Raw genomic sequence first — 11399 nt, 5'->3', positions numbered from 1 at the left:
AGTGTACTCATCGCGTGGTGGTGGGCGTGCCAGCGCCAGCTCGCCGGGCCGGGTACGGGGGGCGAGGGTTCAGTCCAGGTACTTCCACGTCGCCGCGCCATCCAGCCTGCGGACGCGCACCGAGCCCAGCTCGGCCGGATCGACGTTGCGCGCGTTCACCCCGACGCTCCGCTCCGGAGAGCCGTCGCGCTCGTAGTGGGTCACGCATCCACACGTGTCGCAGCGGACGAAGCGGATGGTCCTGTGACCCCAGGAGTAGCTCGACGTCGCACCGGCCGCGCACACGACTCGGATCGAGCTCGGCTTGTAGTACGCCCAGAGGGTGCCGTACCGTCTGCAGATCGAACAGTTGCAGCTCGTCAGGGAGCGGGGCCTTCGCGGCAGCTCGACGCGTACGGCGCCGCAGTGGCAGGTGGCGGTCAGCACGAGAGGGGTCCCATTCCGCGGGTACGAGCTGGGAGAAATGTCATGAGCGTTCGTATCGTCCGCCTCGGCGGTCCCCGCGGCACCGGGGAGGGTCTACGAATCGGCACGGTGCGCCGCCCGCCGCGTGGCGTGCCGGCGGCGCGCTTCGCCGCGGAGGACTGGTACGACGTCTGGTATCCGGAGCTCGCGCCGAGCGTCGCGACGATGAAGCTCGGCAAGGCGGCGCAGTCGGAGCGCGACTGGGCGAGGTTCGCGAAGAAGTTTCGCGCCGAGATGGCCCAGCCCGGGGCGAGCCGCACGCTCGATCTGCTCGCCAGGCTCTCGCACGCCGCGGAGTTCTCCGTGGGGTGCTACTGCGAGGATGAGGCGCGCTGCCATCGGTCGGTGCTGCGCGAGCTGCTCGCGGCGCGAGGGGCGAAGATCGGGTGAGCGGAGGCCGCGCCATGAAGGCCCCTGGCGGGGAGCGGCGAGGTGCGCGGTGGAAGGCGCAGGCGATTCGGTCTGCTCGAGTCGGGCGCCGCTGCTACTGTCCCGGTGACGTCGCCACGAGGAGCGAACGCTGCTTCGCGCCGGCGCGGAGGAGTCCAGAGTGTTCAAAGCGATTCTCGTGGAGAAGGCCGACGCGGGGCACGTCGCCCACCTCGCCGAGCTGGACGAAGGCCGGCTGCCGGACGGCGAGGTGACCGTGCGCGTCGAGTACTCGACGCTCAACTACAAGGATGCCCTCGCCATCACGGGCAGGTCGCCGGTGGTGCGCAAGTATCCCATGGTGCCGGGGATCGACCTCGCCGGCGTCGTGGAGGCGAGCGGCGATCCCGCGCGCCGACCGGGCGACAGGGTGTTGCTGAACGGGTGGGGCGTGGGCGAGAGCCACTGGGGCGGTCTCGCCCAGAGGGCGCGAGTGAAGAGCGCCTGGCTGTTGCCGGTGCCCGACCGATTGACGACGCGGCAGGCGATGGCCATCGGCACCGCGGGATACACGGCCATGCTCTGCGTGCTCGCGCTCGAGCGGCACGGCATCGCGCCGGGCGATGGCGAGGTGCTGGTCACCGGCGCCAGCGGCGGCGTGGGCAGCATCGCCGTCGCGCTGCTCTCGAGGCTGGGCCACTCCGTCGTGGCATCCACGGGCCGCGCCGAGGAGTCGGACTACCTCCGTTCCCTGGGCGCCTCGGAGATCCTCGACCGCGCGCAGCTCTCGGCGCCGGGCAAGCCGCTCGGCAAGGAGCGCTGGGCCGGCGCGGTGGACTCGGTCGGCAGCCACACCCTGGCGAACGTGTGCGCGACCACCCGGTATCGCGGGGCGGTCGCGGCCTGCGGGCTGGCGCAGGGGATGGACTTCCCCGCCACGGTGGCGCCCTTCATCCTCCGCGGCGTCACCCTCTACGGCATCGACAGCGTGATGGCCCCCACGGAGCTGCGCCGAGAGGCCTGGTCGCGGCTGGAGCGCGATCTCGAGGCGGACAGGCTCGACGCGATCACCCGCGAGATCGCGCTGGGAGAGGCGATCGCCGCCGCCGGAGAGGTCCTCGCGGGCAGGGTCCGCGGGCGGCTGGTGGTCGACGTGAATCGATGAGGGACGGGCCGCGGACGGGCTCGCCCGGTACACCTGCCGGTGGTCATGCGCGTCCATCTCGTCGACGGCACGTTCGAGCTGTTCCGGGCTCACTTCTCCCCCCGCATGGCCAGTCACCGCGCGAGGGCAGGAGGGGAGGCGAAGGCGACCGTCGGGCTCGTCATCTCGCTGCTCGGGCTCCTGCACGACGCCGCCGAGGGCGTGACGCACCTGGCCGTGGCGTTCGACAACCCCATCCGCTCGTTCCGGAACGATCTCTGGGCCGGGTACAAGAGCGACGAGGGGGTCCCTCCCGAGCTCCGGGCGCAGTTCGACGCGGCGGAGGAGGCGGCCCGCGCCCTCGGCCTCGTCGTCTGGTCGATGCGGGAGCTCGAGGCCGACGACGCGCTCGCCACCGGCGTTCGCCGGTTCCGGGACGCGGTGGAGCAGGTCCGGATCGTCACGCCCGACAAGGACCTCGGGCAGTGCCTCGACGGTGGCCGGGTCGTGATGGTCGACCGCGTGCGCCGGCGTGAGATCGACGAGGGGTCGCTCCTCGCGCGCAGAGGGATCCGCCCGGAGAGCGTGCCCGACTACCTCGCCCTCGTGGGTGACTCCGCGGACGGGATCCCGGGCGTTCCCGGGTTCGGGCCGGTGACCGCCGCGCGGCTCCTGGCGGCGCACGGCCACCTCGACGCCATCCCGGAGCAGCCGGCGCGCTGGCCCGCGGGCATCCGCGGAGCGACCCAGCTCGCCGCGACGCTCGTCGAGCACCGCGACGCCGCCGTGCTGTACCGACGCCTGGCGACGCTGGTCTCGGACGCGCCGCTCGCGGAGTCGCTCGAGGAGCTGCGCTGGCAGGGGATCCCGCGCGCCCGGTTCGAGCGGTGGTGCGAGAAGGTGGACGCCCGTCCGCTCCTCGCCACGCTGGGTGCCCGGAGCGCGCGCTGGGCCGACGGGTGAGGGGAGGTCCACGGGCACGCCGGATCCCGGCCATCCCAGCGGCGGACCGACCACCGTGCTACGGTCGATGGGAGCGGCCGGATGGCCGTGGCAGCGATGACGGTCCACGGAGGGTGCCATGGAAGTCGAGACGTGCCGGATGTGCGGTGGGGACGGGCGGGTCGGCAACGCGCTCGGCGGCAGCTCCGCGACCTGTCCCAGCTGCCACGGGTCCGGGCGACGCGCCGAGGCGTCGTCCGGCTTCCACGACGTCACCAAGACGAAGCCGTCGCACTACCGCCCGGCGGCCGCGGTGGCCACGGGGCCGAAGGTGCCCGCGACGCCGGAAGGCATGCAGCTCGCTCGAGAGGTGAACGCCTCCACGGTGCTGTTCGCGGACGCCAAGACGCGCCTGATCGCGGAGATCGTGAACCACGAGAGCACCCACGGACGGTGTACGAAGACCTTCATCAAGAAGGTCCGCAAGCAGGCTCGGCCGGGGTGATCGTCCCGCGGGAGGGCCGCAGCATGCGCTCGCCATCGACGAGGCTGCCCTCGCCCGCGCGGTCGTAGCCGAGATCGGGGGCCGCAGGGGTCAGTCGGCTCCGAACTCGCATTCGGCGCACAGCTGCACGACCTCGGTCTCGTCCGTCTCGTCGCCCTCGCGCGAGCCCCGCTGGACCGCCGTCTCGCGACGCAGGGCCCGACCGCACCAGTCGCACTCCGGGTCGGTGCCGGCAGGTGGGACACGCGTCGCGTTCGGGGCGCCCGCAGGTCTCGACGAAGGGGCTTCCGGGGTGATCCACATGCACCATCGCTATCCGGCGAAGGCGGGCCCTGCCAGCGCTCCTCGGGGCCCGCCCGGCGAGGGGCTTCGGTGCGGTAGTCGCGGGTGCCCTCGGTCGTCGCGGCCCCGCGCCCTGAGCCAATAGCGGGTACCATCGCGCGCGATGCCGCCCGACGCCGCCGCCGTCTTCCTGGGTCTCGCGTCCGCCGCGTCGTGGGGCGCAGGCGACTTCACCGGAGGGCTCGCATCGAAGCGGTCGCCGGTCCTCGGTGTCCTCGCGCTCGGCCAGGCGGCCGGCGTCGCGCTCATCGTCGCGCTCGCGCTGCTCCTCCGCGAGGAGTCGCCCGCGAGGGCCGCGCTCGCGTGGAGCGTCGCGGCCGGCGCGTCAGGGGCCATCGGCCTGGCCGCGCTGTACCGCGGGCTCGCGGTGGGGCGGATGGCGGTGGTCGCGCCCCTCTCCGCGGTGCTCTCGGCGACGATCCCGCTCGCGTGGAGCGCGATCGTCGAGGGCGTGCCGCCGCCTTCGAAGCTCGTCGGGTTCGCCCTCGCGCTCGCCGGCATCTGGCTCATCGCGCGCGCAGGCCCGCCCGGTGAGCGCCGAGACGGGCTCGGGCTCGCGCTCCTCGCCGGGTGCGGCTTCGGCGGGTTCCTCGTGCTGATGGACCGCGGCGCGCAGGGCGGGACCTTCTGGCCCCTCGCCGCGGCGCGCGGCACGTCGCTGGCGCTCGCCCTCGCCGCGGCCGCCGTCCGCCGCGGCCCCTGGGTGCCGGCGAGGTCGGCCGCGCCGCTCGTCGTGCTCTCCGGGGCGCTCGACGCGGGCGGGAACGCCTTCTTCATCCTCGCGGCGCAGGCCGGCCGCCTCGACGTCGCGGCGGTCCTCTCCTCCATGTACCCCGCGAGCACCGTGCTGCTCGCGGCAGGGCTGCTGCGGGAGCGCGTGAGCCGGACGCAGGGCGCCGGGATCGTGGCGGTGCTGGGCGCGATCGCCCTGATCGCGGGGTGAGGGCGGGCGCTCGCCGGCGGCGCGCGCGCGGAGGACGCTCGCGGCTCGCTCGTGTGGCGGGAGGAGGCGTCGAGGCCTCGGTCCAGCGCGTCCCGTCGCGGCACCCCGCGCGGCCGTTGAACCCTCCAGGCCAATTCATCAACGACAGTCCGTTCGGAGGGAGTGGCCAGGGCCACCGAAGCCCTGTCCGTTCGCCTGGAGCCCAGGCCAGGCGAGGAGCAGGCGCCCAGGTGGCGAAGGCCTCGGAGGACCCGGTGCCGCGATTGCTGTCAGTGAACGTGGGCGTGCCCCGTGACCTCGCATGGCAAGGCCAGACCGTTCACACGTCGGTCTGGAAGGCGCCCGTGGCGGGGCGGCGCATGGTGAGACGGCTCAACATCGACGGCGACCGGCAGGGCGACCTGGCTGGCCACGGGGGAGAGCAGCGAGCGGTGCTCGTCTACCAGCTCGCCTCCTACCGGTTCTGGGAGAAGGAGCTCGGTCGAGGGGGCTTCACCTTCGGGCAGTTCGGCGAGAACTTCACCGTCGACGGCCTGCCCGATGACGAGGTGTGCATCGGCGACCGGTATCGCATCGGGGGCGCGATCTTCGAGGTGACGCAGCCGCGCGTGACCTGCTACCGCGTCGGCATACGCATGGACGACCCCCGGATGCCGGCGCTCCTCGTCTCGAGCGGCAGGCCCGGCTTCTACCTGCGCGTGCTCCAGGAGGGCGACGTCGCGGCGGGCGACGAGATCGCGAAGGTGGCGGACGGCCCGGAGCGCATGACCGTTGCGCGGGTGAACGCGCTCCTCTACCTGCCGGGCCACCTCCGCGCGGATCTGGAGCGGGCGCTCCGCATCCCGGCGCTGAGCCCGGGCTGGAGAGGATCCTTCCAGGCCATGCTCGACCACGCGGGGGCGGCCACAGGGGCGCCGGCGGGCAACCCTGGGCTGGACCCTCCGTCGTCGCCGGCACCGGCCTGGCCGGGCTTCCGCCCGCTCCGTATCGCCCGCATCACGCCGGAGAGCGGCAGCGTGGTGTCCATCGAGCTCGAGCCCGCCGACGGGAGCTCCCTCGCGCGGGCGCTGGGTGGGCAGTTCGTGGTGTTGCGGCTTCGGCCCGCTCCGGGAGGGCCTCCCCTGCTGCGCAGCTACTCGCTCTCCGGTGCGCCGAGCCTCGAGCGATACCGCGTCAGCGTCAAGCGCGAGCCGCATGGAGTGGCGAGCGCCTATCTGTGCGAGCGCGCTCGCGTAGGCGACCTGCTGGAGGTGAGCGCGCCTCGGGGGACGTTCACGTTACGTGATGGCGAGGGGCCCGTCGTCCTGCTCGGCGCCGGGGTGGGAGCGACCCCGGTGCTGGCGATGCTCCACGTGCTGGCCATGGAGCGCTCGCGGCGGGAGGTGTGGTGGCTGTTCGGCGGACGCAACCGCGACGATCACCCGTTTCGCGAGGAGTCCCGCGGCCTGGTACGCGCGCTCCCCGGCGGGCACTCTCACGTCCGCTACAGCCGGCCGCGCCCGGAGGACGTGCCCGGGACCGACTTCGACGCTCCCGGACGTCTCACCGTCGCCGCCCTCGAGGAGGTGGGGGTTCCCCGCGATGCGGACTTCTACCTGTGCGGCCCTCCCGCGTTCCTGAGCGACCTGACCGCCGGCCTGGCGGGGTGGGGGGTCTCACGGGCGCGGATCCATACGGAGGTGTTCGGGCCCGGCGAATCGATGACGCCTGGGATCGCGCCCGCTGCTGCCCGCACGCCACACCCACCCCTCGGGCCGGCCGGCTCGGGACCGCTCGTCTCGTTCGCCCGGAGCGGGCTCGCCGTTCGGTGGAGCCCGTCGCGCGGCTCCCTGCTCGAGCTCGCGGAGGCCTGCGACGTGCCAGCGAGGTGGTCGTGCCGCACGGGCGTCTGCCACAACTGTCAGAGCGGGCTCATCTCGGGCTCCGTGGCCTACGACCCCGAACCACTCGATCCCCCCGCGCCCGGCAGCGTGCTCATCTGTTGCTCGAGGCCCACCGGAGACGTGGTCATCGATCTCTGAGGCACGGGGGGTCCTCGAGGGGAACGTTGGGCCGGGTGGTTCCCTCCGGTCACGTTCAGGCCGCCCCGGTCAGCTCTGACCGCGGTCCCGGTCATCCGTGGAGACGGCGGCGCGCCGCGCGCGACGAGCGAGCGCGGTGGCCGCCCCACCACGGAGAGGGGCGATGGACGCAGACTTCGATGCCGACCTGGAACAGCTCGAGACCGGTCACTGCACCGCGAGGCCCCAGGACGAGCTCTTCGACCTCGTTTCCCGCGAGCAGGAGACGGACGGCGCGCTCGACGGACTGGACGAGTGAGCCCGCGCGGTGCCCGCCGGCGGACGCGACTGCCTAGGAACGCGGAGCCCCGAAGCTCAGCTCGAACAGCGCGCGGATCGCCGCGCGGCCGTCCTCGGTCAGGGCGCGCGTGCCGCAGCCCGCGAACCGCTCGCGCGTGATGACGGGCGCCTCCTCGGCGACCCAGTCGCGCTCGTCCCACCGGAGCCAGCGCCCCCGCTCCTGGTCGAACAGGTGGACCGGCTTCTCCCAGTGTCGAGCCAGCTCGACCGCCCAGCCGGTCCCCCCGTGGGCCGTCTTGTCGGGGTTCACGGCGCCGACGAAGAACACCTCGCCCGCAGCGCTCACCTGGTGCCAGATGGCCTGGAGCACGCGCCGCAGCTCCGGCGACTCCGGTGGCGCGCGATGGAGGTGCGCCTTCATGTAGGCGCCGCTGACCTCGCCCACCCTGAGCTCGTCCTCGCTCAGCTCGACGAGGCCGCGCGTGCGGGCGAGCTCGTGACGGTCGGCGAACGAGAAGTTCACCTCGCGGACGCCCCATCGCTCGGCGCAGGCGCCGAACTCCTCCTCGGCCCCCGGCGACCCGCTCCCGAGCAGCGTGAACTCCTCAGGGGAGCGCTCCATCGACGGCGGCGCGTCCTCGTCGCCTGGCAGCCGCAGGCTGCCGCCCTCGAGCACGAGCGCGACGTCGGTCTCGGGGAACCGCTCGAAGTCCTTCACCAGCGTCAGCCGGGCGTGCGGTCCGTGGGGCTCGAGGAGGATGCCGACGTCGACGAGCGCGGCGCAGTCGTCCGACCGGGAGGCGAGGGGGGGGCCGCGCCCGAGCTCGCGGCACAGCGCGTCGCGCGCGGTCATCCACAGCTCGGCGCCGACGCGCGCCGCGCTCGCCTTGATCGCGCGGACCGTCGCGGCGCACCCGGCCGCTTCCCAGTCGAAGCCGTCCACGAGGATGGCGTGGGGCCCGGCCCCGAGGTGCGCCTGGAACGCAGCCACCGCCTCGTCGAGCCCCCTCGCGCTGAAGGCGCGCTCCACCGACGCCCAGATGAGGCGCCGGCGGGCGACGAGCTGGCGCACGCCCCGCCGGTCGGCCAGGTCGACGCGCTCGGCGAGATCGTCGAAGAGCGCGTCGTACCTCGCGGAGACGTGCTCCACGGACTGCCCGATCGCGACGTGGAGGACCGGCCGCTCGCGCAGCAGGGCGTCGAGCCCGAGCTGCACGAGGCAGGCGGACTTGCCGACGCCCGCCGGCGCCATGATCACGCCCAGGTGACCCCTCCCGAGCCCGCCGCGGATCGAGCGGTCGAGGAGCCGCAGCGGGCTCTGAAGGATCGCTTCCTTCCGGATCATGGACGCCGCACGGGATCCTACTTCTTGCCGCCCTCCGCCGCCTTCTTGCCGGCCTTCGCCATGAGCTCCTCGGCCATCGCCAGCGGGACCGGCAGGTACCGGGAGAACTCCATGCTGAACTCCGCCTTGCCCTGCGTGGAGGACCGGAGCGTCGTCGAGTACCCGAACATCTCGGCCAGCGGCACCTCGGCCTCGATGCGGACGAGGCCGCCGTCCTCCTGGGAGCCCACGATCATCGCGCGCCGCTGCATGAGGGTGCCGAGGACGCCGCCGGAGAACTCGGACGGCGTCTCGACGCCGACCCGCATGATCGGCTCGAGCAGCCGCGGCTTCGCGCGATCGAAGCCCTCGCGCCAGGCGCCGCGAGCGGCCTCCTGGAACGCGATGTCGGACGAGTCGACCGCGTGGCTCGCGCCGTCGTTGATGACGACGCGCACGTTCACGACCGGGAAGCCGAGCAGCCGCCCCTTGGCGAGCATCGAGCGGAAGCCCTTCTCGACCGCGGAGATGAACTCGCGGGGGATGGCGCCGCCCACCACGTCGTCGACGAACTCGAACGCCTGCTCGCAGGGCTCGATGTACCCGCACACGCGGCCGAACTGCCCCGAGCCGCCGGTCTGCTTCTTGTGCGTGTAGGCGAACTCGGCGCGCTGGCTCACCGTCTCGCGGTAGGCGACCTGCGGCGGCGACACCTCGACGATCGCGTTGTACTCGCGCTTCATGCGCTCGATGTAGACCTCGAGGTGGAGCTCGCCCATCCCGCGGATGATCGTCTCGCTGCTCTCCTCGTCGATGCCGGCCCGGAACGTCGGATCCTCGCGCGTGAAGCGCCGGAGCGCCTTCCCCATGTTCGCCTCGCTCTTGGAGTCGGCCGGCTTGATGGAGAGGGAGATCACCGGATCCGGCACGTGCATCGAGGTCATGTTGAGCTTGACCTTGCCGTCGGTGAACGTGTCGCCCGAGTTGCACTCGATCCCGAACATCGCGACGATGTCGCCGGAGCCGGCCGCGTCGATGTCCTCCATCTCGTCGGAGTGCATGCGCACGAGCCGTCCGACCCGGTGATCCTTCTTCGTGCGCATGTTGGTGATGAACATGTCGCGCGAGAGCCTGCCCTGGTAGATGCGCAGGTACGTGAGCTGACCGTACCGGCCGTCCTCGAGCTTGAACGCCAGCGCCACCGTCGGCTTGTCGTTGTCGATCGTGAGCACGACCTTCTGCTCGTCCTTCGCGAGGTCGTGGGCCTCGTTGACCACCTCGGTGGGGTCGGGGAGGTAGTCGACGACGCCGTCGAGCAGCTTCTGGACGGCCTTGTTCTTGTAGGCCGAGCCCATGAACACCGGCGTGAGCTTCAGCTCGATGGTCCCCTTGCGGATCGCCGCCTTGACGAGCGCCTCGGTGACCCGATCCTCGAGGATCGCCTCGGTCAGCTCGTCGGAGAACATCGACGCGGCGTCGAGCATCTCCTCGCGCGCCTTCGCCGCCTGCTCCTGCAGCTCGGCGGGGATCTCGGACTCGGTGATGACCTCGCCGTCCTGCCCGCTGAAGCGGACCGCCTTCATCGTCACGAGGTCGACGACGCCCTCGAACTTGTCCTCGAGGCCGATCGGGAGCTGCATCAGCACGGGGTTGTGCTGGAGCTTCTCGCGGAGCTGCTCCTTCACCCGCAGCGGGTTCGCGCCGGACCGGTCGCACTTGTTGACGAAGGCGAGGCGGGGGACCTTGTAGCGCCGCATCTGGCGGTCGACGGTGAGCGACTGGCTCTGGACGCCGGCGACGGAGCAGAGCACCAGGATGGCGCCGTCGAGGACGCGCAGCGACCGCTCGACCTCGATGGTGAAGTCGACGTGCCCGGGGGTGTCGATGATGTTGAAGTGGAGCCCCTTCCACTCACAGTGCGTCGCGGCGGAGGCGATGGTGATGCCGCGCTCGCGCTCGAGCTCCATCGAGTCCATCTTGGCGCCGACGCCATCCTTGCCCTTCACCTCGTGGATGGCGTGGATCCGGTTCGTATAGAAGAGGATCCGCTCCGTCAGCGTGGTCTTCCCGCTGTCGATGTGGGCCGAGATCCCGATGTTCCGGAGCTTCGAGAAATCCGTGTACACGTCGTACCTCCACCCGCGGGGGCGGACCGAGCAAATGATGGGCGAATCGGTGCGCGGCGCCGGTCGCCGGCCACCCTCGGGCCAGCCAGTACGCCGCTCGTCTCGAACCCGTCGCGCGTCGCCGGAATTTCTTCGCCAGCGCGCCGACGGGTGCGGAAATGCGCGACGTTCACCCACCTCGACGGCGTCGCGCGCGCGCACCCTGGCACAACCGGTGCCATTTCGCAACTCGGCGCGCCGGAAGCGCCCCGCGGCGTTGGCGTTCCCGCCCGGGTCGCGTAAACGTTCCTCCGATGGCGCCGACCGAACGACACCTGCTCCTCGTGCGGCACGGTGAGACGGACTGGAACGCCGCCGGGCGGTGGCAGGGCCAGACGGACGTGCCGCTCAACGCGACGGGCCGGGCGCAGGCGGCCGCGCTCGCCGCTCGGCTGCGCCCCGAGGGTGTCCGCGCGATCGCGACGAGCGACCTCTGCCGCGCGCGCGGCACCGCCGAGATCGTGGGCGAGGCGCTCGGGCTCCGCATCGCGTTCGTGGACGCGGACCTGCGCGAGCGCGCCTACGGGCTCTGGGAGGGCCTCACCCGGGGAGAGTGCGAGGCGCGATTTCCGGAGGAGTGGGCGCGCCACGTCTCCGATCCGCGCGCGCCGCCGCCCGCCGGCGAGTCCACGGACGCGCTGCTCGCGCGCGTCCTCCCGGCGATCGAGCGGGCCGCCGGGCGCCTCGAGTCGCCGGCCGTGCTCGTGACCCACGGCGGCGTGATGCGGGCGTTCCTCGCCGCCGCCCTCGGCGCCTGCCCGGGGCCCGCGCAGGTCGCGCCGCCGCGCTTCATCCCGAACGGCGGCGTGTGGCGGGTGCGCCTCGTCGCCGGGCGCGTGGTCGGGGCGGCGGCGCTTCACGGCGACGCCCCCTGAGGTCACGCTTTCACGGAAGGTGATC

11 protein-coding genes are annotated in these 11399 nt (G+C 72.7%); 8 read left to right on the top strand and 3 right to left on the bottom strand.

Going from position 1 to position 11399, the window contains the following annotated elements:
- Positions 1–69 precede the first annotated feature (69 nt).
- Positions 70–426: a GFA family protein gene (locus ANAE109_RS14465; RefSeq protein ID WP_012097622.1), complete on the bottom strand. Its 357-nt coding sequence runs from the start codon at positions 424–426 to the stop codon at positions 70–72.
- A gap of 42 nt (positions 427–468) precedes the next feature.
- Here ANAE109_RS14465 and ANAE109_RS14460 point away from each other — a divergent pair, with 42 nt between their 5' ends.
- The 7 genes from ANAE109_RS14460 (at position 469) to ANAE109_RS26010 (ending at position 7029) form a co-directional block, all read left to right on the top strand.
- Entirely contained in the window at positions 469–855 is a 387-nt protein-coding gene (locus ANAE109_RS14460) for a DUF488 domain-containing protein (RefSeq protein WP_012097621.1), read from the top strand.
- A 160-nt stretch (positions 856–1015) separates the two neighbouring features.
- Positions 1016–1999: an MDR family oxidoreductase gene (locus tag ANAE109_RS14455; RefSeq protein ID WP_012097620.1), complete on the top strand. Its 984-nt coding sequence runs from the start codon at positions 1016–1018 to the stop codon at positions 1997–1999.
- Between the two features lie 45 nt (positions 2000–2044).
- Positions 2045–2941, top strand: coding sequence for a 5'-3' exonuclease H3TH domain-containing protein (locus ANAE109_RS14450; protein ID WP_012097619.1), 897 nt, complete (start codon positions 2045–2047; stop codon positions 2939–2941).
- A gap of 118 nt (positions 2942–3059) precedes the next feature.
- Positions 3060–3425 carry a molecular chaperone DnaJ gene (locus ANAE109_RS14445; protein WP_012097618.1) on the top strand — a complete coding sequence of 122 codons (366 nt, stop codon included), beginning with the start codon at positions 3060–3062 and terminating at the stop codon, positions 3423–3425.
- A gap of 445 nt (positions 3426–3870) precedes the next feature.
- Positions 3871–4710 (top strand): DMT family transporter, encoded by an 840-nt coding sequence (locus tag ANAE109_RS14435; protein WP_012097617.1) that lies wholly within the window; start codon positions 3871–3873, stop codon positions 4708–4710.
- 359 nt (positions 4711–5069) lie between these two features.
- The gene (locus tag ANAE109_RS14430; RefSeq protein ID WP_200860859.1) at positions 5070–6731 is read left to right on the top strand and encodes an MOSC and FAD-binding oxidoreductase domain-containing protein; all 1662 of its coding nucleotides are present in this window, start codon (positions 5070–5072) and stop codon (positions 6729–6731) included.
- A gap of 163 nt (positions 6732–6894) precedes the next feature.
- Positions 6895–7029 (top strand): hypothetical protein, encoded by a 135-nt coding sequence (locus tag ANAE109_RS26010; RefSeq protein ID WP_255342581.1) that lies wholly within the window; start codon positions 6895–6897, stop codon positions 7027–7029.
- A gap of 33 nt (positions 7030–7062) precedes the next feature.
- Here the strand turns inward: ANAE109_RS26010 and ANAE109_RS23510 are convergent, their stop codons facing one another.
- Complete coding sequence (locus ANAE109_RS23510; protein WP_012097615.1) at positions 7063–8355, bottom strand: hypothetical protein; 1293 nt, start codon at positions 8353–8355, stop codon at positions 7063–7065.
- 17 nt (positions 8356–8372) lie between these two features.
- The gene (gene fusA / locus ANAE109_RS14420; RefSeq protein ID WP_012097614.1) at positions 8373–10460 is read right to left on the bottom strand and encodes an elongation factor G; all 2088 of its coding nucleotides are present in this window, start codon (positions 10458–10460) and stop codon (positions 8373–8375) included.
- Between the two features lie 293 nt (positions 10461–10753).
- Here fusA and ANAE109_RS14415 point away from each other — a divergent pair, with 293 nt between their 5' ends.
- Positions 10754–11374 (top strand): histidine phosphatase family protein, encoded by a 621-nt coding sequence (locus ANAE109_RS14415; protein ID WP_041448367.1) that lies wholly within the window; start codon positions 10754–10756, stop codon positions 11372–11374.
- Positions 11375–11399 lie beyond the last annotated feature (25 nt).

The sequence above is a fragment of the Anaeromyxobacter sp. Fw109-5 genome (assembly GCF_000017505.1).
In the GTDB taxonomy this organism is placed as follows: Bacteria; Myxococcota; Myxococcia; order Myxococcales; family Anaeromyxobacteraceae; genus Anaeromyxobacter.
Note: the sequence above shows the minus strand (reverse complement) of the source record. Positions and strands in the feature narration are given on the sequence as shown.